This window comes from Ochrobactrum sp. RH2CCR150 (assembly GCA_014138095.1).
GTDB lineage: Bacteria > Pseudomonadota > Alphaproteobacteria > Rhizobiales > Rhizobiaceae > Brucella > Brucella gambitense.
In genome coordinates, this window is sequence record JACGXE010000005.1 from 372,069 (window position 1) to 396,402 (window position 24,334).

Here is a 24,334-nt window from a genome sequence, read left to right on the forward strand (position 1 = left end):
TAAACTGATGCGCATTTTTGCATAGAAGGTGCATCAGTCAGCGCGTTGGATGTGCCGTAACGCGCAGCGCCTGGACCCAGATTGCCATGGCTTGCCGTTTCGGCTACGCAGGTCAAATGGTACGGGCAATTATGTTTCAGGGAACGGGGTCTGATGTCGGCAAGAGCGTGCTTGTCGCGGGGCTCTGCCGCGTGGCGCGCAATCGTGGGCTGAAAGTCCGTCCGTTCAAGCCTCAGAACATGTCCAACAATGCTGCGGTCAGTGATGACGGTGGGGAAATCGGTCGTGCCCAGTGGCTACAGGCGCTGGCGTCGGGCATTTCGTCATCTGTGCATATGAACCCGGTTTTGCTGAAACCCCAGACGGATATGGGCAGCCAGATCGTAGTGCAGGGCCAGGTGCGCGGCGAAGCGCGCGGACGCTATTATCAGGAACTAAAGCCGCAACTGATGGCGTCGGTGATGCAATCCTTTTCCATCGTCAGCGAAGGTGCAGATCTCGTTTTAATTGAAGGGGCTGGTTCGCCAGCGGAGATCAATCTTCGGGCCGGAGATATCGCCAATATGGGCTTCGCAACACGGGCAAATGTGCCGGTGGTGCTGGTCGGTGATATTGATCGGGGCGGGGTGATTGCCTCGCTGGTAGGGACACACACAATCCTGCCGGAAGAAGATCGCGCCATGGTGCGCGGTTTCATTATCAACAAGTTTCGCGGCGATATTTCGCTGTTCGACGACGGGCTGGAAGCAATCGGGCGCTTCACCGGCTGGCCTTCTTTCGGTGTTGTTCCCTGGCTCAAGGCTGTTTCCAGATTGCCGGCCGAAGATTCGGTGGTTCTGGAGCGTGCCGTCCGCAGCGCAGACAAGGCGCTGAAAGTTGCGGTTCCGATGTTGCCGCGCATCGCCAATTTTGACGATCTGGACCCGCTGAAGGTCGAACCTGCCGTGGAGGTGATCATGGTGCCGCCCGGCACGCCGCTTCCGGCTGATGCCGGTCTGGTCGTGCTGCCCGGAACAAAGTCCACCATTGCCGATCTGCTGGCGTTCCGTGAAAACGGTTGGGATCGCGATCTGATTGCGCACGTGAAGCGCGGCGGACATGTGCTCGGTATCTGCGGCGGTTTTCAGATGCTGGGGCACAGCATCCATGATCCGCATGGGATCGAAGGACAGGTGCGCGAAGCGGAAGGTCTGGGGCTACTGGATATTGAAACCGTCATGGAGCCGGAAAAAGTCGTCCGCAATGTTGAAGCGAGTTCATTGCTCTATGATGCGCCGCTCGAAGGCTATGAAATCCATATCGGTCGCACGACAGGGGCCGATATGTTCAGGCCTTTTGCGCGCATCGGGGATCATGATGATGGTGCGGTCTCTTCGAATGGCCGGATTATGGGGACCTATCTGCACGGCGTTTTCGGCGCAGATCGCTTCCGGCAGCAATTTCTTGCCACGCTAGGTGTCGAAGGTGGCGCAGGGAATTACCGCATAAGTGTTGAAACGGCGCTAGATGAGCTGGCGGAGGGGCTGGAAGCCTGTCTCGATATCGATGCGATCTTCTCCTTAATTTGATGTCAGGCTGCCTTCGTGGTGTTAGGATGATTTCAGTTATGCACGCTTACTCTTGATATCATCAATAACCGAATAATACTTATTTATAAAATACTTAGAATTATGTAATTGCTCATAAAATTAACAATTTTAGATCTATTTTCGAACAAAATATTCATATTAATTCTATAAAGAATATTTTAGTGAGATTAATTTGCATAATATATTTTTATTTACAAGTATTAATCGTGTCTTTCAAAAAGGTAGCTATGTATATTTAGTCATAGCTATCAACGCATTATTTATTGTTTCGCCCCAAATTGATCTGGCTTTTAGTCGGCATTTTTATCACTCGGGGGCCTTTTTCGCGGCAGATTCAGTTGGTTGGATTATTCTAAGGGATTTTCATCGCGCCAGTCAGTTATATTTGCTGGTGATATTGCTGATTTTACTTACTGTGTATGCGTTGTGGAGGCATCCGCTGCCATCAATCGCACCACACAAGGTAGTGTACGTTTTCTTGACCTTCATTCTAGGTCCAGGTGCTTTGGTACATAGCTTGAAGTTGCTTATTGGACGGGCGCGACCGAGACATTTGCTGGAATTTGGTGGTGCAATGGATTTTACACCAGCATGGCAAATGGCGGCGACATGCAGCAAAAACTGTTCCTTTCCATCAGGTGAGGGGGCTGCTGCGGCTGCTATGCTGTCGCTTTTAATATTCGTCCCTGAACGTTGGCGCGTCGTGTCCGCCGCGATTTTCATTCCAATCCTTGTGCTGGTGTCCATGAATCGCGTTTTCATGGGCGCGCATTTTTTATCGGATGTGGTGATTGCATGGAGTTTGGTGGTGGGCGTTATGCTGTGGCTCTGGCCCAGGATCAATGCCAAGGCGGAGACCATCGATAGCTGGGTTCGGTGCAAGGGGCAAAGCTTACGCACCCGCGCCTGATTGACGGCCTATCAGCAAAGGCCTAATGTCCAAACATGTGACAGGTTCTTGCTGGACGAATCCGGTGGGACCAAGAGGGAATGCGAAGGACGGACCCATTCCGGGCGTCTTTATCGTAGCCGACCCCGCGACTGTAGAGCGGAGAGGAATGAAGCCATGCCGGGCAACCGGCAGCCACTGAAGCATCATGTTTCGGGAAGGTGGTGACATTTCCGACGACCCGTGAGCCAGGAGACCTGCCTGTTACAGAAGGGTATTTTACCCGCGCCCCCTGGGAGGTCTTTCCCTGCTGCCTGCACGGAGGTTGTCATGGCTGCACGTATAAATAATTCTGTCTCTACCACTGTATCTCTGCCTTTGGCTGCGCGTCTTGGTACGGCTGTGGTTTCCCTGCTCCTCGGCGCCTTCCTCGTCTATGGCGTTGGACTTGCGCATTCGGACACGCTGCACGATTCAGCGCACGATACCCGCCATTCTTACGGTTTTCCTTGCCATTGATGCTTTAGCGTCGACATTGCGAACGGCGTTTACGTGCCGGTTTGCGTGGGGAATGAACGTAGACGTGTTTTTCAAGGAAGCTGACACTGCTTTGCGTCCGATGGCTGTGGCTATCGGCGATTTTTTGCAGTTGGGGGACTAAAATGTTGATCCGTTATCTTTTGGCTACGCTTGCTGCGGGCCTTCTGGCAGGGCTTCTGGTGACGCCTGCCATGTATCTCAAGACCGTGCCACTTATTCTGCAGGCGGAAGTTTATGAAGAGGCTGGCGGCGGCCATAGTCATGGACCGGCTGAAGCCGCGCCGCATGAACAGGCCGGTGCCGAAGCTCCTGTCCATGATCATGCGGCAGCTGCCGCACCAGCCGAAGAAGAAGCCGGGGCAGAACTACCGTTCGGCCGTCTTGGCAATACGATCCTGGCCAACCTGGTTGCCGGTTCTGGTTTTGCTTTTCTGCTTGGCGGTATTGCGTTGCTGCTCGGTCGTCCAATCACAGTGCGGAACGGCCTTTACTGGGGCATGGCCGGTTTCTTCGCGGTGGCGTTCATGCCTGCGCTCGGTCTGTCGCCGGAACTGCCGGCAATGCCTGCGGCTGATCTCGCCCAGCGCCAGCTCTGGTGGATTTCGACAGTCGTACTCAGCGGTGTCGGCCTCTACTTGATCGTGCTGCGCGACGAAATCTGGGCAAAATTGCTCGGCCTCGTCGCAATCATTGCCCCGCAGGTCTATGGTGCGCCGCATCCTGAGGATATTGCGTCGCCAATTCCGTCGCTGCTCGCATCGCAATATGCGGTCGCTTCGCTGGCGACGAACCTGTTCATGTGGGCGGTGATCGGTCTGGCGCTTGGCTGGTTCATCCAGCATTACGCCGCATCCGAACTGGAAGGCTGATAGCGTGGTTCTGCCCGGAAAAATAACCTTTGTTCTTGGCGGAGCCCGTTCGGGTAAGTCGTCCTATGCCGAAAAGCTGGTTGAAGCCTCCGGGCTTCAACCGGTCTATCTGGCGACGGGGCGCGCCTTCGACGGAGAAATGGAAAGCCGTATTGCGGTGCATCGCGACCGGCGCGGTACGCAATGGCAGACCGTAGAAGAGCCGCTCGATCTGAAGAGCGCACTTCTACAACAGACGCAATCGACCAGATTCGTGCTGGTTGACTGCCTGACCCTTTGGGTCACGAATCTCATGATGGCCGAGCGCGACATCGCCGCGGAATCACACGATCTGGTTGCCGTGCTTTCGGCCCTCGGCGGGCCGGTGGTTTTTGTGTCCAACGAAGTTGGGCTCGGCATTGTGCCGGAAAACCGCATGGCGCGGGAATTTCGCGATCATGCAGGCTTTTTGCATCAGGCCATCGCTGCTGCGGCAGACGAAGTTTATTTCATGGCGGCAGGTTTGCCGCTCAAGATGAAGGGATAATTTTATGCAGGGTCAAAAGATACCGGCTACCGTGATCACCGGGTTTCTCGGATCGGGCAAGACCACGATGATCCGCAATCTGCTTGAAAACGCCAATGGCAAGCGCATTGCGCTGATCATCAACGAATTTGGTGATCTTGGTGTTGATGGCGGCATTCTGAAAGGTTGCGGCATCGAAACCTGCCGCGAGGAAGATGTGATCGAACTCAACAATGGCTGCATTTGCTGCACCGTTGCCGATGATTTCATTCCGACCATGACCAAGCTGCTCGACCGTCCGGACCGTCCGGATCACATCGTCATCGAGACGTCCGGTCTTGCATTGCCGCAGCCGCTGGTTGCCGCATTCAACTGGCCTGAAATCAAGACGCAGGTCACGGTCGATGGCGTGGTGACGGTTATCGATGCCGCAGCCGTTGCCGAAGGCCGGTTCGCTGACGATCATGACAAGGTGGATGCGCAGCGCGTAGCCGATGAATCGCTTGATCATGAGAGCCCGCTTGAAGAACTGTTTGAAGACCAGATTCATGCTGCCGACCTGATCGTGCTCAACAAGGCTGATCTGATCGACGCCTCGAGCCTCGACAGCGTGAAGGCTGATGTTGCCGAGCGCTCGTCGCGCCGCGTCAACATGGTGCCTGCAAGCTTCGGCAAGCTTGGCGCTGATGTGCTGCTTGGCCTTGGCGTTGGTACGGAAGACGATATCGCCAACCGCAAGTCGCATCATGAAATCCATCATGCCGATGGTCATGAGCATGATCACGATGAATTCGAGAGCTTTGTTGTTGAGGCCGGTTCCGTTTCGGACCCGAAGGCCTTTGCCGAGAAGCTGAAGACCATTATCGCTGACCATGATGTTCTGCGTCTCAAGGGTTTTGTCGATGTGCCGGGTAAGCCGATGCGTCTGGTGGTGCAGGCTGTCGGCCCGCGTATCGAGCATTACTTCGACCGCCCGTGGGGCAAGGATGAAGCCCGCTCGACGCGTCTCGTTGTCATCGGCCTGCATGAGATCGATGAAGGCGCCATCACCAAGGCCGTGAAAGACGCAGTTTTGTAATGCATCTTCTGCTTGCCCAGAAAGGAACGATCAGCGACGGCAATGAGGCCATCGATCTCGGCCAGACGCCGGGTGATATTCTGTTCCTTTCCGCCGCCGACACGGAACTGGCCAGTCTTGCACAGGCGCATCGCGCTGAGCCAGACGGGCCAAGCCTGCGGCTCGCCAGTTTTCTCAGCCTCACGCATCCCATGTCCGTCGACGCTTATGTCGAGCGGACGGCGCGTCATGCAAAGCTGATTATCGTGCGCATTATCGGTGGCGAGACGTACTGGCCCTATGGGCTGGAAGCGCTTCACGCCTGCGCCGTGAATCACGGCGTCAAGATTGCGGTGCTTCCGGGTGATGACAAGCCGGATCATGGGCTGGATCGCTTTTCGACGGTTGCAAGCGCCGACCGCGAAGCGCTGTGGCATTATCTGATCGAGGGCGGCGCTTCCAATATGCGCGCCTTCCTCGATTATTGCACGGCGCTGGTTGACGGCGGCGAAAAGCCAGCCGAAGCAGCACCGCTGCTCAAAGCTGGTCTTTGGTGGCCCGGTGAGGCGGTGGTTTCGCTCGATCTCATCCGCAGCCGCTGGACCAAGGATGCGCCTGTTGCGGCGATCGTCCTCTATCGCGCGCTGGTGCAAAGCGGCCAGACCCAGCCTGTCGAAGCGTTGATTGCGGGTTTGCAGGCGGAAGGCATCAATCCGCTGCCTCTGTTCGTCTCCAGCCTCAAGGACCGGCTGTCCGCTGCCGTGGTTGACGGCGTTTTCGAGGATTGCACGCCGGATATTGTGTTGAACGCGACCGGGTTTGCCATCTCCTCGCCGGGCGCAGAACGCAAGCCAACCGTGCTCGACAAGCGCGGCAACATGGTTTTGCAGGTGATTTTTTCAGGCACGCCGAAGGCGGTCTGGCAAGCTTCCCAGCAGGGCTTGCTGGCGCGCGATCTGGCCATGAATGTTGCCTTGCCGGAGGTGGACGGGCGCGTTCTGTCACGCGCGGTTTCGTTCAAATCGGCACGGCAATTCGATGCGACGGTGGAGGCAAATATCGTCACCCACGAGCCGGATGAAAACCGTGTGGCTTTTGTGGCGAAGCTTGCAGCGAACTGGGTGCGACTGAAGCGGAAGAAAGCCGCAGAACGGTGTGTAGCGTTGATCCTTGCCAACTATCCCAACCGTGATGGGCGGCTTGGTAATGGCGTCGGGCTGGATACGCCTGCCGGAACGGTCGAAACGCTAAGAGCCATGGCTGGTGCAGGCTATCAGACTGGCGAAGTGCCTGCGGATGGCGATGCGCTTATGCAGCTTTTGATGGCGGGGCCGACCAATGCCGCGCGCGATGGCCGAGAGATTCGCGAAACCATTTCGCTCAATCAATACAAAGCTTTCTTCGAAAAGCTTCCCGATGCGATTCAGGCGGAAATCACCGCCCGCTGGGGCAAGCCGGAGGCTGATCCATTTTTCGACGAGGAGCGCAACGCTTTTGCGCTGCCGCTGATGCGGCTTGGCGAAACACTGACCGGCATTCAGCCCGCACGCGGCTACAATATTGATCCGAAGGAAAGTTATCATTCGCCGGATCTGGTGCCGCCGCATGGCTATATCGCTTTCTATGCCTATCTACGTGAGATAGCGGATGTTGATGCCATTGTTCACATGGGCAAGCACGGTAATCTTGAATGGCTTCCAGGCAAGGCGCTGGCGCTGTCTGAAAATTGCTATCCGGAAGCTGTGTTCGGGCCGACACCGCATATCTATCCGTTTATCGTCAATGATCCGGGCGAGGGCACCCAAGCCAAGCGCCGTGCGGGCGCGGTGATCATTGATCATCTGACGCCGCCTTTGACCCGTGCCGAAAGCTATGGTCCGCTGAAGGACCTCGAAGCGCTCGTCGATGAATATTATGAAGCGTCGGGCGTTGATCCGCGCCGTCTGTTACGCCTCAAGGGCCAGATTCTCGAACTGGTGCGCGATATTGGTCTCGACCGTGACGCAGGCATTCATGACCATGACGATGAAGACATGGCGCTGCAAAAGCTCGACGCCTATCTCTGCGATTTGAAGGAAATGCAGATCCGAGACGGGTTGCATATTTTCGGACAAGCGCCGCAGGCACGGCTTTTGACCGATCTTTTGGTCGCGCTGGCCCGCGTTCCGCGTGGCGTGCCGGTTTCGCTGGGCGGAAGTGTCGGTGACCAAAGCCTGCAACGCGCCATTGCCGCTGATGCAGGGCTGGATAAAGGTTTCGATCCGCTCGATTGCAACATGGCCGATCCGTGGACAGGGCCGAAGCCGGCATTGCTGGCTGAAGTTAGCCCGGCGACCTGGCGCATAACGGGCGACACGGTGGAGCGCATCGAACTTCTGGCGGCCAGGCTCGTCTCGGGCGAACAGGCCTGTCCGCAAGGCTGGCAACAGACCGGCGCCGTGCTACAAGCCATAACCGATCATCTGCGCCCCAGCGTAATCGCTTGTGGCCCCGCAGAAATTGAAGGCCTGCTGACTGCGCTCGAAGGGCGCTTCGTGCCGCCGGGACCATCCGGCGCTCCAACGCGCGGACGGCCCGATGTCTTGCCGACCGGGCGCAATTTCTTCTCGACCGACAGCCGTGCTGTGCCGACGCCAGCCGCGTGGGAACTGGGACGCAAATCGGCGGAATTGCTGGTTACGCGCTATACGCAGGACCATGGCGAATGGCCGACCTCTTTCGGCCTCACGGCTTGGGGCACGTCCAATATGCGCACCGGCGGTGATGACATTGCGCAGGCGCTGGCGCTGATCGGCGTAAAGCCCGTCTGGGACATGGCCTCGCGCCGCGTCACTGGATACGAAATCGTACCGCTTGCCATGCTCGGGCGTCCGCGTGTTGACGTGACCTTGCGCATATCTGGCTTTTTCCGTGATGCGTTTCCCGAACAGATCGCCTTGTTCGACAAGGCGGTGCGTGCGGTGGGAGCACTCGGCGAAGACGCGGAAGACAATCCGATTGCGGCGCGCATGGCGGCAGAGCAGGCGCGTCTGCTAGCCAGTGGAGCCGACGAAAAGACAGCGCAACGCCGTGCAGGTTATCGCGTGTTCGGCTCGAAACCGGGCGCTTATGGCGCTGGATTACAGGCGCTGATCGACGAAAACGGCTGGGCCGGGCGCAATGATCTGGCGGAAGCCTGGCTTGTCTGGGGCGGCTATGCCTATGGCGCAGGCGAGGAGGGGCAGGCAGAGCGCGGCCTTCTCGAAGAGCGCCTGCGTTCAGTGCAGGCCGTCGTGCAGAATCAGGACAATCGGGAACACGATCTTCTGGACAGTGACGACTATTATCAGTTCGAGGGCGGCATGGCTGCGACGGTTGAAAACCTGACCGGTGCTATGCCAACGGTTTATCACAACGACCATTCACGGCCGGAAAAACCGGTGATCCGCACGCTTGAAGAAGAGCTTTCGCGGGTTGTACGCGGGCGCGCCGCCAACCCGAAATGGATCGCAGGGGTGATGCGCCACGGCTATAAGGGTGCGGCGGAAATCGCAGCGACGGTCGATTATCTGTTCGCCTTTGCAGCGACGACCGGCAAGGTTGGCAACCATCATTTCGAGGCGGTCTATCAGGCCTATATCGCCGACAAGGCGGTCCATGATTTCATGGCTGAAAAGAACCCGGCAGCGCTGGCGGAAACCGCCGCAAAGCTGAACGATGCTGTCGAGCGTGGTTTCTGGACGCCGCGTTCGAATTCGGCACGGTTCATATTGGAAAGTCTTCAGAAGTTGAATCCGGAAAGGGCGATAAATGGCTGAGAAATCTGAAAAACTTCTGTCGATGACCGAAGATGAGCTGAATGCGCGCCATGCGGACAAGATGCGCAAGAAGAAGGCCGCGCGCGACAAGATTCAGGCCACCAAGACCGAGGAAAAAGGTCTGGTGATCGTCCATACGGGCAAGGGCAAGGGTAAATCCACTGCCGGTTTCGGCATGGTGTTCCGTGCGCTTGGTCACGGCATGAAGATCGGTGTTGTGCAGTTCGTCAAGGGATCGTGGGACACGGGCGAACGCTGGGTTCTGGAAAAATTCCCCGATCAGGTGACCATTTCGGCATTGGGCGAAGGCTTTACCTGGGAAACGCAGGATCGCAGCCGCGATATCGCCATGGCGCGTGGCGCATGGGAACAGGCCAAGGCCATGATCATGGATGAAGATATCGACATGGTGCTTTGCGACGAACTGAATATCGTTCTGCGCTATGATTATCTGCCCGTGGAAGAAATCGTCGAAGTGCTGAAAGCCAAGCCCGAGATGAAGCACGTTATCGTGACCGGTCGGAACGCGAAAGATGAGCTGATTGAGGTGGCTGATCTTGTCACCGAGATGGAAATGATCAAGCATCCGTTCCGTTCGGGCGTGAAAGCCCAGAAGGGGATAGAGTTCTGATTATGGTAGCAAGCTGGCAGTTCTGGGCCCTGATGTCGGCGGTATTCGCCGCGCTGACCGCGATTTTCGCAAAGGTGGGCATTCAGGGCATCAATTCGGACTTTGCAACACTGGTCCGCACCTTTGTCATTATCGGCGCGCTGTGCCTGTTTCTGACGATCACCGGCCAATGGCAAAGGCCGGGCGAGATTTCTGCCAAGTCGTGGCTGTTTCTCATCCTGTCCGGTCTGGCGACCGGGGCGTCCTGGCTTGCCTATTTTCGTGCTTTGCAAATTGGCGATGCGGCGCGCGTTGCACCCGTCGACAAGCTTTCGGTGGTGCTTGTGGCGCTGTTCGGTGCTGTGTTTCTCGGCGAGCGCATGTCGACCATCAACTGGTTCGGTATTGTGCTGATCGGCTGCGGCGTCGTTCTGGTGGCGCTGAGGGTTTAAAAGCTTAAAAACCGACCCATTGCCGGAGCGGATTGGTCGGGTCCATCAAAAGGCGCACGGCCAGCGCGAGGCTGACCACGATCAGCAATGGCTTGATCATGCGCGAACCGACCTTCATCGCAAGGCTCGCGCCGATTTGCGCGCCGATGAACTGCGCAATGCCCATGCAGATGCCGATTTTCCAGTTGATGACGCCGACTGCTGCAAAAGTCGCAAAGCCACCGACATTGGAGGCGCAGTTCAACAGCTTCGTATGGGCTGTTGCTTTCAGCACGCCATAGCCTGCCAGCGCCACAAAGGCGAGCATGAAGAACGATCCGGTGCCCGGGCCGAATACGCCATCGTAAAAGCCGATCAGCGGCACGATGGTTATGCCAAACAGGAACGGGCCAATGCGGCGGGAACGGTCGATATCGCCGATATTCGGTTTCAGGGCGAAATAGAGTGCGATTGCCATCAACAGCAGCGGCAGCGCCGTGCGCATGATTGCAACGGGCAAGACCGTTGCGAGCAGCGCGCCGAAAACAGAACCGACCAGCGAAGCAAGCGCTTCCTGCCATTGCTCGCGAATATTCACGTGTCCCTTGCGGGCATAGGCGATTGTCGCCGATGACGAGCCGAACAGACCTTGCAGCTTGTTGGTGCCCAGCGCCTCAACCGGGGGAATGCCCGCGAGCAGCAAAGCCGGAATGGTGATCATACCGCCGCCGCCGGCAATGGAATCGATGATGCCAGCGATGAACGCAGCAGCCGTCAGGAGCAGGGTGAGTGAGTCGAGAAATTCTGGCATGGGGAGGGTCCGGGAACTGTTATCGCAACATAACGTTGTTTTCCCGATGCGCCAGCATTAATGATGTGCTTCTAACCACGAACCCGGAGGGGCGCCTATGAGCGAAAGCATCTTCGACCGCATTAGCGCATTTTTGAACAAGAAGAGCGCCGTGCAGCGTGTTGCCGATGATCCGGCGCTGGCTTCGGAACTACTGCTGCTTTTGCACGTCGTGTTCGCCGATGGTGACCAGCATCCGGCGGAAATCGCGGCCTTCAAGGAAATCGCCTTCAAGAATTTCGGTATCGCTGCGGAAGATATTCCGGAAGTGGCCGAATATCTGAAGGATTTCGCTTATGAAACCACGACCAAGCAGGCGGCAAACATGCTGGCCGAAATGGCCCCCGAACGTCGCCTCTCGCTGTTGCGCGATCTGATGACGATTGCCTGTGCCGATAACCGCATCGACAAATCGGAAACGGTGCTGATCCAGCGCGTCGCGGATGTGCTGGGCATCAAGCATGAAGAATTGCAGCAGGCACAACGGGGCTCGCCCTGTGGGGCGTAAGGCACGGCTTTCCGTTCTGGGAATGGGCAGCTCTTCAGGCGCGACGCTTGCTGAGCTGATGGCGCTTGCGGGTAGTGTTTTATCGCAATGCGGACTGCCCAAGCCCGACATGATCGCCACACTGGCATCGAAAGCCAGTGAGTCCGTCTGGACGGAACTGGCGGCTCATTACGGGTGCGCCTTGCGCTTCTATGAGGCCGGGCGTCTGGAAGAAGAAACGCCGCGTCTCGCCAATCCGTCCGAAGCAGTATTCAGGCGCATCGGTTGCCATGGAGTAGCGGAAGCTGCCGCCCTTGCCGGGGCGGGACCGTCAGCCCAACTGATTGTTCACAAGACTGGTGTGCTTCACGCCACCGCCGCAATTGCGATAGCGTGAAGCCGGACCACCGTGTAGTCGTTCAGACTGTGACCGCCTTGCGACGACGCTGAACAAGACAGGTCGCAATCGTTGCGAAAAGCAGCAAGGCCGCGGTCGCAACAATCACCGCCACATAAGCGTTCTCAAAGGCGCTTGAGGCCAGAGCAACGAGAGTTTCTGCCTCCAGCTTTGGCAAATTCTGGGCGACCAGAAGCGCTTCATCCAGACTGTCGCGAACGACAGGCGCAATGGTGCTGCCTTTAGGTAGCACGATGCTTGCCGTATACGAGGCCGACAGGATGCCGCCGAAGATCGTGACGCCCAGCGCATTGCCAAGCTCATACGACACTTCCTCGATGGATGCCGCCATGCCGACCTTGTCGGCTGGGGCATTACCCATGATAGCGGAGGACGCGGCGGTCATTGCAGCGCCAACGCCGAAGCCCAGCAAGGCAAGCCCGATGAGATAGCCGTAGCCGGACGCTTTGAAGGTCAGGATATAGACGATCACGCCGAGCGCTGCGGTGCCAAGTGCGCCGGTCAGCAATCGGCCCGCGCCGATGCGAGGGAGCTGCATGCCTGCCAGTGGACCCGCCACGAAGGCGGCAAGCGGAATTGGCAGAATCGCGAGACCCGCCTGCAAGGGCGAGAAGCCTTCGATCAGTTGCAAGCGCTGGCTGAAGACCAGCTCCATGCCGGTGATTGCTCCCGAGGCGACCAGCGCCGCGAACACGCCCATTGAAAACAGCCGGTTCTGAAAGAGCGAGAAATCGATCAGCGGTTCTCTGCCAGAAAACTGTCTGCGCACGAATATAAAGGCGGCGATGGCTCCGACGGCGAAAACGACTGCGAAGACAGTCATTGATGCATCGCGCTTCGCCAGTTCCTTGACCGCATAAGTCAGCGCAATCAGCGCGATCATGATCTGGATCGAGCCGACAAGATCCCACTTGCGCGCGGAGCCGAGGGGGCGATTTTCCAGATTGTAGGCCGACAGCAGAAACGCAATCGCAACAACCGGCACGTTAATGAGGAACACCGATCCCCACCAGAAATATTCGAGCAGTACGCCGCCCGCGACCGGGCCGAGAGCCGCGCCGCCGGACGCAATAGCCGACCAGATGCCGATGGCAAGCGAGCGTTCACGCTCGTCGGTGAAGGTCAGGCGGATGATTGAAAGCGTCGCAGGCATCATCATGGCTGCGCCACAGGCCAGAAATGCGCGCGCGGCGATGAGCGCTTCGGGGGTGGGCGAATAGGCTGCGCAAAGCGATGCCACACCGAATACGACGAGGCCGGTCATGAACATGCGCTTGTGCCCAAGCTTGTCGCCCAGCGTACCGAGACCGGGCAGCAGGCCCGCCACCACCAGCGGGTAGATATTCATGATCCAGAGCTTTTCCGAAGCACTGGCTGCCAGATCGTGCGTCAGGTGCGGCAGGGCTGTGTAGAGCACAGTCATGTCCACGACGATCAGGAACAGCGCGCTGGAAACGATTGCAAGAACCAGCCAGCGATTTTGCGGCAACATCGGAGTTCACCTTTTCAATACGGTTGTATTTAAACTTGTCGAGCCGGGTGACATAATATAAATCCATCCGTATGGAAAGTAATAAGTTGCACAAGATGGGACGTCCCCGCACGATTGATCGCGATCACGTGCTGGACATGGCTGAAAAACTCGTCACGGAAGGTGGCGTCGCGGCTCTGACGATGGACGCGGTGGCTCAGGCTTCAGGCGTGACCAAGGGCGGCGTGCAATATTGCTTCAAGAACAAGGACGGGCTGTTGAAGGCCATGATCGCGCGATGGGGCGACCGCTTCGATGCGGAAGTCGATGCCGTTAAAGGGAGTGGGGCCGATCCGCTGGCGCATATCGCGGCGCATATCAAGGTGACGCGCGATAGCGATGCGGAAGATGATTCCCGTTTCGCGGCAATGATGACGAGCCTCACCCCCAATACCGAGCATCTGGACGATACCCGCGACTGGTACCGCAAGCAGTGGAACGGGCTTGATGTTTCGACGCCCGAAGGCCGCCGGGCGCGTCTCGCTTTCATCGCGAATGAGGGTGCGTTTTTGCTGCGTAGCTTCAATTTCTTCGAGCTGTCGCCAGAAGAATGGCAATCGATCTTTGACGATATCGAGGATCTGATGCCGAAAGGCGCTGAAAAGTAATTGACTTTGTTCTCTCGCCGAATGCATTCGAAGGGCAGGAGAACAAGGAAAAAGACGTGACCGTTCATTTCATTGGCGCCGGTCCGGGTGCGGCAGACCTCATCACTGTGCGCGGCCTGCGGCTGATCGAAAAATGCCCCGTCTGCATTTATGCGGGATCGCTGGTGCCAAAGGATGTGGTTGCGTCGGCTCCGGCGGATGGGCGGCTTGTCGACAGTTCATCCATGACGCTCGATGAAATCATCGCTGAAATGGCCGCAGCGCACGCGAACGGGCAGGATGTCGCCCGCGTTCATTCCGGTGATCCGTCGATCTATGGCGCTGTCGCCGAGCAGATGCGCAGGCTCGATGCGCTGGACATTCCATATGATGTGACACCGGGCGTTCCCGCTTTCGCAGCAGCAGCGGCGGCGATGAAGCAGGAACTGACGATCCCGGAAGTTAACCAGACGATCATCCTCACGCGCACGTCAATGAAATCCTCGGCTATGCCGGAAGGTGAAGACCTTGCCACACTCGGTCGTTCGGGTGCCACCTTGGTTATCCACCTGTCGATCCGCAATCTTGGCAAGATCGAACGTGAGCTGACGCCGCTTTATGGTGCGGACTGCCCTGTTGTCGTGGCCTATCGTGTCGGCTGGCCGGATGAACTCATCCTGCGCGGCACTCTGTCGGACATTGCGGGAAAGGCCGAAGCCGCTGATCTGAAAAGGACTGCGATGATTTTTGTCGGACGCGGGCTTGATCCGAAGAATTTTCGGGACTCGGCGCTTTATCATGAGGCGCATAGCCATGCGGCCCGGTCAAAGTCCGAATCGTAAGCGGATTAGCCGGATCGTTTCTTCCACGCTCTCCGTGACGTGTTCAGCCACGACCGGTGGGCGAGCAATCATCATGACGGGCAAGGCGAGATCGCGCGCGGCTCTGATCTTGGCATAGGACGTGTCGCCGCCTGAATTGCGACAGACGATCAGCCCGATACGCTTTTCCATCAGAAATTGTTTTTCCTGCACATAGTCACCGGGTCTGGCGAGCAGGACTTCGCAATCCGCAGGCAAAGGGGCGTCGGTCGGGTCGATCATGCGCATGATGAAATGCGCGTCGGCTCGGGTTGCGAAAGGCGCAATATGCTGACGCCCGAGCGCGAGGAAGACGCGTTTCCCCGCCGGGATAAGTTTTGCTGCCTCTTCTTCATTGGCCACGATGATCCACTGGTCGCCATTCTGTTGCACCCATTGCGAGCGTTCAAGCCGGAGCAGGGACGTTTCAGTCAAGGCGGTTGCCGTCACTGCATTTTGAGAAATGCGCGTGGCATAGGGGTGTGTGGCATCGATGACGTAGTCGATTTTCTCAGCCGCGATATAGGCGGCGAGGCCGTCTGCGCCGCCGAAACCGCCGCTGCGCACCGGGCCGGGCAAGGGTGCCGGATTGGCGGTGCGTCCCGCAAGGGAGGTCACGACTTCGACTGGCAGGGCGGATAGCTCCTGCGCAAGCTGTGCTGCTTCGGTCGTGCCGCCCAGAATGAGGACTTTGGGTCTAGACGCGGGCAAGGACGGTTCCCACCCGGTCAGTCATGATGATTTCTACTTCGACAGGCGCACCGCGCAAGGTTGCGATCGCTGTTTCCTTCGCTTTGACGGCAATCGGCGTGGCGATATCGATGCCGATTGTTTGAGTCATATCAAGGACTTCCTTGGCGGTATTCGCAAAGAGAATCCGGTCCTTGAGGTTCCCCGGCGCGCCTGCCTGCTCGGCAACCTCTGCCAGAAAGCCCATATCGACCTGACTGCGGGCCGAATGCAGGTCGAGCGCGCCTTGGGCGAGCTTGGTAAGTTTGGCAAAGCCGCCTGCGATGGTCAGTTTGTCGATCGGGTGGTCGCGCAGATATTTGAGCACGCCGCCTGCGAAATCGCCCATGTCGAGAATGGCGAAATCGGGCAGATCGTAGATCGCCTGCGCGGCATCTTCCGATGTCGAGCCTGTCGCGCCTAGCACATGCTTCTGGCCTGCTGCGCGCGCCACATCGATGCCGCGATGAATGGAGTGAATCCAGGCAGAACACGAAAAGGGATGTACGACGCCAGTGGTGCCGAGGATGGAAATGCCGCCGACAATGCCAAGGCGCGGGTTCCATGTTTTCTTGGCGATTTCTTCGCCATCGGGCACGGAAATGGTGATGACGAGATCAGCAGGCAGTCCATACTCGGCGCAGATTTCCTCACAGATTTCAGTCATCATGCGGCGCGGAACCGGGTTGATCGCAGCTTCACCGGGCGGAATTGGCAATCCGGCCCGCGTGACGGTGCCAACACCTTCGCCAGCGCGAAAGACCACACCGGTTCCGGGCGGTGCCGGGAAGACGGTGGAAATGATCGTCGCGCCATGCGTGACATCCGGGTCGTCGCCCGCATCCTTGACGATACCCGCCATTGCATAGCCGTCGCCGAGCCCTTCATAGGCCAGCTGGAAATAGGGCACTTCGCCCTTTGGCAGGATGATTCCGACCGGGTCGGGGAATTCACCGGTGATAAGCGCTGTCAGCGCCGCTTTGGTCGCAGCGGTTGCGCATGCGCCGGTGGTCCAGCCACGCCTAAGCTCGCTTTTTCCAAGCTTTTTATTGGGATCTGCGGTTTCGTCGGTCATGGATGCCTTATAAGGTATCTGATAGCAGTGCCGCCAGATTTATTAATGGTTGAAGAGAATGAGCGGAATCGGATCGACGACAGAACGGGGCATTGCCCTGCCAGCGATGGAGCCGGGCCATGTATGGCTTGTCGGTGCCGGGCCGGGCGATCCGGGTTTGCTAACGCTTCATGCCGTCAATGCGCTGCAACAGGCAGATGTCATCGTTTACGACGCGCTGGTGGACGAAGCCTGTCTTTCGCTGAAAAACGAACAGGCGGTGCTGGAATATGCGGGCAAGCGGGGCGGCAAGCCGTCACCAAAACAGCGTGATATTTCGCTGCGGCTTGTGGAACTGGCGCGGCAGGGCAAAAAGGTTCTGCGCCTCAAGGGTGGTGATCCGTTTGTTTTCGGTCGGGGGGCTGAAGAAGCACTGACGCTGGTGGAGCATAGCGTGCCATTCCGCATCGTCCCCGGTATTACGGCGGGGATCGGCGGATTGGCCTATGCGGGCATTGCCGCGACGCATCGCGATATCAACCAGTCGGTGACTTTCCTGACCGGGCATGATGCAACGGGATTGCTGCCCGACCGCATTGATTGGGATGGCATCGCAAAATCGTCACCGGTTATTGTCATGTATATGGCAATGAAACACATCGATCTCATCACGGCGCGGCTGATCGCTGCCGGACGTTCGCCTGACGAAACGGTCGCTTTTGTCTGCAATGCCAGCCTGCCGGAACAGACCGTTCTCGAAACGACGCTGGCGCATGCTGCCGCTGACGTGGAAGCTTCAGGGCTCAAACCACCAGCCATCGTGGTGGTCGGGGAGGTGGTCCGGTTGCGCAATGGTCTGGACTGGATAGGTGCTGCGCAAGGCCGCCAGCTTGTCAGCGATCCGCTGGATATCAGACGCGGAGGCCAGAGCGCATGAAGGGTTTTATGATCGCCGCCCCCGCATCAGGTTCGGGCAAAACGACGGTAACGCTTGGTTTGTTACGCGCCTTGAAGCGGGCCGGTGTGGCTCTGGCGCCAGTGAAAGCCGGGCCAGATTATATCGATCCCGCCTATCACAAGGCTGCAAGCGGTGCGGATTGCTTCAATCTCGATCCATGGGCGATGCGCGTGGAATTGATCAGCGCCCTGTCGGCCCGGATGACCGAAGGCGGCAAGGTTTTGATCGCAGAAGGCATGATGGGCCTTTTCGACGGCGCTCTGGACGGGCAGGGTTCTTCCGCCGATCTGGCAAGGCTGCTCGATCTGCCGGTGGTGCTGGTGGTTGATTGCGCGAAACAGTCCCATTCCATTGCGGCGCTGGTCTCCGGTTTCAGCGGGTTCCGCAAGGATGTGTTCGTTGCAGGCCTCGTGCTTAATCGTGTTGGTAGCGCTCGTCATGAAACCATGTTGCGCGATGCGCTCAAGCCGCTTGGCATTCCGGTTCTAGGCGCATTGCCGCGCGATGCGGCACTGGTTTTGCCGGAACGCCATCTGGGCCTCGTGCAGGCGGGCGAACACGCCGATCTGGAACGCTTTCTCGACCATGCCGCAGATGTGGTTGAAGCGCATATCGATCTTGCCGCACTAAAACATATCTGGTCGGCACCAAAGCGTTTCGATCAGATGGCCAATGTGCCGCGTCTTCCGCCGCTTGGAAGCCGCATTGCTATCGCACGGGACGACGCGTTTGCCTTTGCCTATACGCATCTTTTCGAGGGATGGCGCAGGCGCGGTGCAGAGATTTCCTTCTTCTCACCTCTGGCCGATGAAGCGCCGTCGCCAGACGCCGATGCGATCTATCTGCCGGGTGGCTATCCCGAACTCCATGCGGAACGTCTTGCCGCCGCGCAGAATTTCCAGAACAGTATCAAGGCTGCGGCGGCGCGCGGCGTGACCGTCTATGGCGAGTGCGGCGGCTATATGGTGCTGGGCGAAACGCTGGAAGATGCCAGCGGCAAACAGCACCCGATGCTGGGTCTTTTGCCGCTGCAAACCAGTTTTACCAAACGCAAGCTGCATCTTGGTTATCGCGTTCTGGAACCGTTGAATGGCTCGCCCTGGCAGGTACCGTTGAAGAGTCACGAGTTTCATTATGCCAGCATCACGCGCGAAGGCGCAGCGGACAGGCTTTTCAAAGTCCGAGATGCGGTGGGGGACGATCTGGGCGAAGCCGGTCTACGGGTCGGACCGGTCGCCGGTTCCTTCATGCATGTCATCGATTTTTCCGGAGAGCATGCGTGATATCCAACATTGAACATGGCGGCGCGCTGGACAAGGCGATTGCACGTTTCGGCGGTATGACGGGCGACTGGCTCGACCTTTCCACCGGGATCAATCCTGAGCATTATCCATTGCCGGACATTCCAGCCGAGGTCTGGAACCGCTTGCCGGATGATCGGCTGTTGCAGGGAACCTGTAAGCTTGCGCGCGACTATTACGGGCTGCCGGAAGACGCACCTATCGTTGCCGCACCCGGCACGCAAGCGCTGATCCAGATCATGCCGACGCTGACGAAGCCTGCGACAGTTGCTATTTTGACGCCGACTTATCAGGAACATGCGGCTTCTTTCGCGGCGTCGGGTTGGCAGGTCGTAGAGTGCGCTGGCATTGCCGATATTCCGGTCAATGCGACGGTCGCGGTGATCGTCAATCCGAACAATCCCGATGGAAGAGTGATTGCTGCGGGTGAATTGCTCGCTCTGGCCCGAACTTTGGGTGCGAGAGGTGGTTTTCTGGTGGTGGATGAGGCTTTTGCCGATCCCCATCCCGAAGTGAGCGTCGCAGCGATGGCGTCGAAAGAGCAGCTGATCGTGCTGAAATCCTTCGGCAAGTTTTTCGGTCTCGCTGGTGTGCGTCTGGGGTTTGCCGTCGCGCAAGCTGGAATTGTCGCGACAATAGCGCGGCGATTGGGTCCATGGGCGGTGCCGGGACCGGCGCTAGTCATTGCTTCCGACGCCTTTGCAGGTGGCGAGACATTGCAGGCTTTTCGCATGCGGATAGACATTCGGCGCAGAAGACTGTCGGATGTGCTTGCGCGGTGCGGATTGTGGGAAGTCGGCGGCACGGCGCTGTTCTCACTGGTTGCCCACGACAACGCACACGCATTGTACAACGCACTGTGTGCGGAGCATATTCTTGTCCGCAAGTTTACTTATGCTCCACATTGGTTGCGTATTGGCCTTGCCAATAACGATGCCGATCTCGCACGTCTGGAAACTGCGCTCAATCATTGTCTGGGAAGAGCAGCTTGAAAAAGTGATTCATGAATATCGGTTAAACCCATGGAAATAAAGCTGATTATCCTTTCGCTGGCGCTCATTCTTGATCGCGTTGTCGGCGACCCGCCACAGCTCTGGCACAGACTGCCACATCCGGTGGTGCTTTTTGGCAAGGCCATTTCCTGGGGCGAGAAGCGTTTCAACGACCGCACGCTGCCAGAAGCGGTTTTGCGCCGGAGTGGCATGTGGCTGACCATAGCGCTGGTCGCGGCCTGTATTCTGGCGGGGCTGCTGATTGAAAACCTGCTGCCCTTTGCTGGCTCTGCCGGGGCAGTGGCGGAAATCCTCATTGTTGCCGTGCTACTGGCACAGAAGAGCCTCGCCGATCACGTCGGCGAGGTTGCACGCGGGCTGCGTGACAAAGGCATCGAGGGCGGGCGCAAGGCAGTTTCGATGATCGTTGGACGCAATCCTGATCAGTTGAGCGAAGGTGGCGTCAGCCGCGCTGCCATTGAAAGTCTGGCGGAAAATGCCTCGGATGGCATTGTTGCTCCGGCTTTCTGGTTTCTTGTCGGCGGTCTGCCGGGGCTGTTCGCCTACAAGATGATCAATACCGCCGATTCGATGATCGGACATCTCAATGATCGTTACCGCCACTTCGGGCGTTTTGCTGCAAAGCTGGATGATGTTGCCAATTACATTCCCGCGCGCCTGACCGGCCTTTTGGCTGCGCTGGCGACCGCGCTCACCCGCAGCAAGGGGGCAGCGAAGGCCGCCTTATCGGTCATGCGCAGCGATGCGCGCCTGCATCGCTCACCCAATGCGGGCTGGCCGGAATCTGCCTTTGCCGGTGCGCTCAATCTGGCATTGGCCGGTCCGCGTCAATATGGCGAAGAAAAAGTGGAAGGGCCGATGCTCAATGCGTCGGGCAAGCGCGAAGCCGAAGCGACCGATATTGACGCCGCGCTGGACCTGTTCTGGGCGACCATGAGCCTCATGACAGGGTTGCTGATCGCCGCCAGCATCGTAGGACTTATCTATCGGCTGGTATGAAGCGCGAGCCTTCGTAGCGCTGCAGGCGGTTCGGGTTGTCCGTCCGCATGCCGGTACCATCAAATTTGATCGTGCCGAGCACTGTTTCAAACGATGCACTGCGCAGCGTGTCGAGTAATGGCTGCTTTTGTTCGTCGGCTTTGCTGACGGCATCGGCGGCGATCTGCACAGTTGCATAGCCGGTAATCGCATAGGATTCCACAAGGCGGCCCGCCTGATGCAGCGCGTCGATCGCCGGTTTCGCGGTCGGCAGATCCTGCGGCTTTAGCGGCGCTGTCATCAATGTGCCGTCGCTCAATCGCTGTGCGCCGGGCGCGGCGTCAAGCAGGCTGCCGCCAGCGATGACCAGCGGATAATTGAGTGAAGCAGCACTTGCGCCAATAGCGGCAACATCATCGCGCTCGCCGCCGACATAGACATGCGTCGCGCCAGCGCGTTTCAGTCGGGCAACAAGCGCATTCTGGTTTTCGAGACCGGGACGATAGGTGTCCGTGAAAACCGGCTGTAATTGCTGTTCTTTCAAGTTGGCCAGAACCCGGCTTGCGCGCTCGCGCCCTTCAATAGTGCCATCGTCAATCACCGCGAAAGGCTGCGCACGCCAGAGACTACCGAGAAAACTCGACGTCGCCTGCGTTTCTTTCTCCAGTCCCGTGCTCAGGCGGAACACCGGCAAGGGCGAAGCGGCGCGACGCTCGACCAGTGTTTGCTCGCTGACGCCCGACACGATAACCGGAATATTGCGCTCGGCCAGAATGGGCACTGCCGCCTCCAGCGCCTCGGCGCAGAGAAAGCCGGATGCAATACGAACATTTTGCGCGATGAAGCGTTCTGCGGCCTGTTTGCCGCCTTCGGCATCGCAACGATCATCGAAGATGATGAGATCTGCACCCTTTGCGTCAGCGGCTGCGCGTGCGCCTTGTGCAAGCTGATTGCCCAAAGGAGCAAAGGTGCCGGTCAACGGTGCGGCCAGACCAATCTGGATATTATCCGCATAAGCAAATCCCGATCCCGCCAGCAACAGCATGGCAAGGCTTGTCAGAGTGGCAACGGGAAGCTTCCCAGACTCAATCACGTTATTGGTCTTCTTTATACAATTCGTGGCAATGTGATCGAAAAGTGGGTAGCGGTTTCCGCGCCTTTGTGCAATGCCCGTAATCTATGCCAGTATTTTGGCTAAATATTACGGTCGGCAATGGATCGATTCTGACGTGCAAACGATAAACAACATCATCTCCAGTGCGGCATCTGTGGAGCCGAAGGCTTACCGCGATGCCATGAGCCATTATGCTGGCGCGGTGCAGATTGTGGCGACCGATGGTCCGGCAGGGCGGCGGGGCCTGACATTGACGGCGGCTTGTTCCGTATCCGACGCTCCGGCAACCGTGCTGATCTGCCTTCAGAAGGTCCACGAGGACAATCGCCTGTTCATCGAAAATGGCGTTTTCTCCATCAACACGCTGGCCGGAACGCATCAGCAGCTGGCCGACGCCTTCTCAGGGCGCATCGGCCTGACGCAGAATGAGCGTTTCGAACTGGCGACGTGGGACACGCTTGCCACCGGCGCACCGGTACTGACCGATGCGCTGGCGGCTTTTGACTGCCGGGTTGTCAGCATTCAGGATCATTCGACGCATCATGTGCTTTTCGGCGAAGTGATTGCCCTGCGCTCAAACCCCGATGCAACCGCGCTCATCTATCTGAACCGGCGCTATCACACGCTCGACTTGTGATCGGCTGACCGGAGGGGAGGAGGCAGAATGAAGAAGCGATTGAACGCAACAGCGCGGGCCGGGCTTGGAGGCATTGCTGCGCTGTTGTTGTCGGTGTCCCTTGCTTGCGCGCAAGGGCCATTGCCGCCCTTCAAGGACGATGCCTTCGCTTATCCCGGCGTGTTGAGCAGCGCGGATAACGGCGATTATAAAGTCATTGATTACAATGAGATGCGCGATATCAACGGTCGAGACAGCGTGCCGGAAAAGCGCGTCAAGGACAGCTATATCTCGCTGAAGGCGCGCGCCTATCAAAAGGATGTCACTTTTCAGACTGCGGCTGGACCGGTGAAGGCGATGGCCGCTGGTAAGCAGCAAGGTGCGTCCTTCATCGTGATTTATCTGCACGGGCGCGGCGGCAACCGCTTGCAGGGAATGAATGATTTCACCTTTGGCGGCAATTTCAATCGCGTCAAGAATCTGGCTGCGTTGAATGGCGGTCTCTATGTCACACCGGATTTCAAGGATTTCGCCGATACGGGCGAAGCGCAGATCGCCGGACTGATCGACGCCTTGAAAGCAACATCGCCTTCCGCACCGCTGATCCTGTCCTGCGGCTCGCAGGGTGGTTCGCTGTGCTGGCGCATCGCGTCCGATGAAAAAGCTGGTGCTCGGCTTGCCGGGCTCATTCTGCTCGGTTCGCTGTGGGATGACGGGTTCTTTACATCGGCGACGTTCAAGCGGCGAGTGCCGGTCTTCTTTGGGCATGGCAGCCGCGATCCGGTTTTCGCAATTGATCGGCAAGAAGCTTTCTATCGAGATATCCGCAAGCGCGCGCCGGGCTATCCGGTGCAGTTCCGGCGGTTTGAGTCCGGCAACCACGGCACACCGATCCGTATGAGCGACTGGAGGGAGATGCTGAACTGGATTCTCGCAAAACAGTGACGACAGTTTTGTGGATGCGAATCGAAATTCCGGCTCTGTGGCGTTCCTGCCACTCGACAATCGGCTAAAAGCGAATAGTTATCGAAATTAAAATTTTACCTATCCAGCAGACCTTATGAGGTAGACCATTATGTACGGACGAGTCCGCACCGGAGCCCGTTTCTTTGCAATCGCCATGTTGGCGCCGCTTGCTGCCGCCTGTACGACGACTGCACCGGTTGCCATCACCCCCGGCAAGACTGACTCGCCGGTGCCTGCAGCCAGCTCTTCGCTGCCGAGCTTCATCCCGACCCCGGTAAAGACGGTCGACTATTCTCTGGCGCAGCCTTGCATCACGGCTGCTGCCAACAAGTACTTCCTGCCGGAGCACGCTATCAGCGCTGTCGATTCCCGCCCGGGCGCCAATGGCGGCACGGATGTGGACCTGAAGGTGGATCTGCGCACCGCAGTTTGCCAGCTCACTGCCAAGGGTGGCGTGCGTGCCGTTATCGACACCTCGCCGAAGAGTGCTGATCAGGTTGCCGCTGAAGCCGCAGCCGCCAAGGCGGACGCTGCCGCAGCAGCCGCGCCGAAGAAGACCAAGGCGAAGAAGAACTGATTCAATAA

General features: G+C 58.1%; 25 protein-coding genes and 1 riboswitch. Of the genes, 20 read left to right on the forward strand and 5 right to left on the reverse strand.

Going from position 1 to position 24,334, the window contains the following annotated elements; all coding sequences use genetic code 11:
- Positions 1-116 precede the first annotated feature (116 nt).
- The 9 genes from FHW03_RS13725 (at position 117) to FHW03_RS13765 (ending at position 10,308) form a co-directional block, all read left to right on the forward strand.
- Complete coding sequence (locus FHW03_RS13725) at positions 117-1,568, forward strand: cobyric acid synthase (protein ID WP_182521127.1); 1,452 nt, start codon at positions 117-119, stop codon at positions 1,566-1,568.
- A 193-nt stretch (positions 1,569-1,761) separates the two neighbouring features.
- Positions 1,762-2,499 (forward strand): phosphatase PAP2 family protein, encoded by a 738-nt coding sequence (locus FHW03_RS13730; protein ID WP_210277264.1) that lies wholly within the window; start codon positions 1,762-1,764, stop codon positions 2,497-2,499.
- 25 nt (positions 2,500-2,524) lie between these two features.
- Positions 2,525-2,758, forward strand: a riboswitch (cobalamin riboswitch).
- A gap of 50 nt (positions 2,759-2,808) precedes the next feature.
- Positions 2,809-2,997, forward strand: coding sequence for a CbtB domain-containing protein (locus tag FHW03_RS13735; protein WP_078339321.1), 189 nt, complete (start codon positions 2,809-2,811; stop codon positions 2,995-2,997).
- A 143-nt stretch (positions 2,998-3,140) separates the two neighbouring features.
- Positions 3,141-3,887 (forward strand): CbtA family protein, encoded by a 747-nt coding sequence (locus tag FHW03_RS13740; RefSeq protein ID WP_182521128.1) that lies wholly within the window; start codon positions 3,141-3,143, stop codon positions 3,885-3,887.
- Between the two features lie 4 nt (positions 3,888-3,891).
- The gene (gene cobU / locus FHW03_RS13745; protein ID WP_182521196.1) at positions 3,892-4,413 is read left to right on the forward strand and encodes a bifunctional adenosylcobinamide kinase/adenosylcobinamide-phosphate guanylyltransferase; all 522 of its coding nucleotides are present in this window, start codon (positions 3,892-3,894) and stop codon (positions 4,411-4,413) included.
- 4 nt (positions 4,414-4,417) lie between these two features.
- Complete coding sequence (gene cobW, locus FHW03_RS13750) at positions 4,418-5,470, forward strand: cobalamin biosynthesis protein CobW (RefSeq protein ID WP_182521129.1); 1,053 nt, start codon at positions 4,418-4,420, stop codon at positions 5,468-5,470.
- On the forward strand, positions 5,470-9,246 hold the full coding sequence (gene cobN / locus FHW03_RS13755) for a cobaltochelatase subunit CobN (RefSeq protein ID WP_182521130.1): 3,777 nt from the start codon (positions 5,470-5,472) through the stop codon (positions 9,244-9,246). Before cobW ends, cobN begins: the two co-directional genes overlap by 1 nt.
- Entirely contained in the window at positions 9,239-9,877 is a 639-nt protein-coding gene (gene cobO, locus FHW03_RS13760; RefSeq protein ID WP_113533814.1) for a cob(I)yrinic acid a,c-diamide adenosyltransferase, read from the forward strand. Before cobN ends, cobO begins: the two co-directional genes overlap by 8 nt.
- Positions 9,878-9,879: 2 nt before the next feature.
- Positions 9,880-10,308: an EamA family transporter gene (locus FHW03_RS13765; RefSeq protein WP_182521131.1), complete on the forward strand. Its 429-nt coding sequence runs from the start codon at positions 9,880-9,882 to the stop codon at positions 10,306-10,308.
- Between the two features lie 4 nt (positions 10,309-10,312).
- Here the strand turns inward: FHW03_RS13765 and FHW03_RS13770 are convergent, their stop codons facing one another.
- Complete coding sequence (locus FHW03_RS13770) at positions 10,313-11,098, reverse strand: TSUP family transporter (RefSeq protein ID WP_182521132.1); 786 nt, start codon at positions 11,096-11,098, stop codon at positions 10,313-10,315.
- Between the two features lie 97 nt (positions 11,099-11,195).
- On the opposite strand from FHW03_RS13770, the gene FHW03_RS13775 reads away from it, so the two are divergent.
- Both FHW03_RS13775 and FHW03_RS13780 read left to right on the forward strand, forming a co-directional pair.
- Positions 11,196-11,645 (forward strand): TerB family tellurite resistance protein, encoded by a 450-nt coding sequence (locus tag FHW03_RS13775; protein ID WP_078339313.1) that lies wholly within the window; start codon positions 11,196-11,198, stop codon positions 11,643-11,645.
- 22 nt (positions 11,646-11,667) lie between these two features.
- Positions 11,668-12,021 carry a cobalamin biosynthesis protein gene (locus FHW03_RS13780; protein ID WP_182521197.1) on the forward strand — a complete coding sequence of 118 codons (354 nt, stop codon included), beginning with the start codon at positions 11,668-11,670 and terminating at the stop codon, positions 12,019-12,021.
- Between the two features lie 22 nt (positions 12,022-12,043).
- Here FHW03_RS13780 and FHW03_RS13785 read toward each other — a convergent pair whose 3' ends face one another.
- Positions 12,044-13,534, reverse strand: a complete 1,491-nt coding sequence (locus FHW03_RS13785; protein WP_182521133.1) for an MFS transporter — start codon at positions 13,532-13,534, stop codon at positions 12,044-12,046.
- Positions 13,535-13,620: 86 nt separating this feature from the next.
- On the opposite strand from FHW03_RS13785, the gene FHW03_RS13790 reads away from it, so the two are divergent.
- Together FHW03_RS13790 and cobM are read left to right on the forward strand one after the other, a co-directional pair.
- Entirely contained in the window at positions 13,621-14,181 is a 561-nt protein-coding gene (locus FHW03_RS13790) for a TetR/AcrR family transcriptional regulator (RefSeq protein ID WP_377514838.1), read from the forward strand.
- A 56-nt stretch (positions 14,182-14,237) separates the two neighbouring features.
- Positions 14,238-15,002 (forward strand): precorrin-4 C(11)-methyltransferase, encoded by a 765-nt coding sequence (gene cobM, locus FHW03_RS13795; RefSeq protein WP_182521135.1) that lies wholly within the window; start codon positions 14,238-14,240, stop codon positions 15,000-15,002.
- On the opposite strand, the gene FHW03_RS13800 is transcribed toward cobM, so the two are convergent.
- Both FHW03_RS13800 and FHW03_RS13805 read right to left on the reverse strand, forming a co-directional pair.
- Positions 14,985-15,731, reverse strand: coding sequence for a cobalt-precorrin-6A reductase (locus tag FHW03_RS13800; RefSeq protein ID WP_182521136.1), 747 nt, complete (start codon positions 15,729-15,731; stop codon positions 14,985-14,987). The genes cobM and FHW03_RS13800 overlap by 18 nt on opposite strands.
- Entirely contained in the window at positions 15,718-16,824 is a 1,107-nt protein-coding gene (locus FHW03_RS13805; protein ID WP_182521137.1) for a cobalt-precorrin-5B (C(1))-methyltransferase, read from the reverse strand. Before FHW03_RS13805 ends, FHW03_RS13800 begins: the two co-directional genes overlap by 14 nt.
- A gap of 58 nt (positions 16,825-16,882) precedes the next feature.
- Between FHW03_RS13805 and cobA the strand changes: the two genes are divergently transcribed.
- From cobA to cbiB, 4 genes are read left to right on the forward strand one after another with little or no spacing between them, the layout of a single operon-like run.
- Entirely contained in the window at positions 16,883-17,740 is an 858-nt protein-coding gene (cobA, locus tag FHW03_RS13810; RefSeq protein ID WP_182521138.1) for a uroporphyrinogen-III C-methyltransferase, read from the forward strand.
- A complete protein-coding gene (locus FHW03_RS13815) occupies positions 17,737-19,044 on the forward strand; it encodes a cobyrinate a,c-diamide synthase (protein ID WP_182521139.1) in 1,308 nt (435 codons plus the stop codon). The genes cobA and FHW03_RS13815 overlap by 4 nt, the downstream gene beginning before the upstream one ends.
- Positions 19,041-20,054: a threonine-phosphate decarboxylase CobD gene (cobD, locus tag FHW03_RS13820; protein ID WP_182521140.1), complete on the forward strand. Its 1,014-nt coding sequence runs from the start codon at positions 19,041-19,043 to the stop codon at positions 20,052-20,054. Before FHW03_RS13815 ends, cobD begins: the two co-directional genes overlap by 4 nt.
- Before the next feature lie 30 nt (positions 20,055-20,084).
- The gene (cbiB, locus tag FHW03_RS13825; RefSeq protein WP_182521141.1) at positions 20,085-21,074 is read left to right on the forward strand and encodes an adenosylcobinamide-phosphate synthase CbiB; all 990 of its coding nucleotides are present in this window, start codon (positions 20,085-20,087) and stop codon (positions 21,072-21,074) included.
- Here cbiB and FHW03_RS13830 read toward each other — a convergent pair.
- Positions 21,055-22,098, reverse strand: coding sequence for an ABC transporter substrate-binding protein (locus tag FHW03_RS13830; protein WP_182521198.1), 1,044 nt, complete (start codon positions 22,096-22,098; stop codon positions 21,055-21,057). The genes cbiB and FHW03_RS13830 overlap by 20 nt on opposite strands.
- Positions 22,099-22,282: 184 nt before the next feature.
- On the opposite strand from FHW03_RS13830, the gene FHW03_RS13835 reads away from it, so the two are divergent.
- The 3 genes from FHW03_RS13835 (at position 22,283) to FHW03_RS13845 (ending at position 24,326) form a co-directional block, all read left to right on the forward strand.
- Positions 22,283-22,804 (forward strand): flavin reductase family protein, encoded by a 522-nt coding sequence (locus FHW03_RS13835; RefSeq protein WP_280994303.1) that lies wholly within the window; start codon positions 22,283-22,285, stop codon positions 22,802-22,804.
- A 27-nt stretch (positions 22,805-22,831) separates the two neighbouring features.
- Positions 22,832-23,728, forward strand: a complete 897-nt coding sequence (locus tag FHW03_RS13840) for an alpha/beta hydrolase (RefSeq protein WP_182521143.1) — start codon at positions 22,832-22,834, stop codon at positions 23,726-23,728.
- Between the two features lie 130 nt (positions 23,729-23,858).
- On the forward strand, positions 23,859-24,326 hold the full coding sequence (locus FHW03_RS13845) for a hypothetical protein (RefSeq protein WP_182521144.1): 468 nt from the start codon (positions 23,859-23,861) through the stop codon (positions 24,324-24,326).
- Positions 24,327-24,334 lie beyond the last annotated feature (8 nt).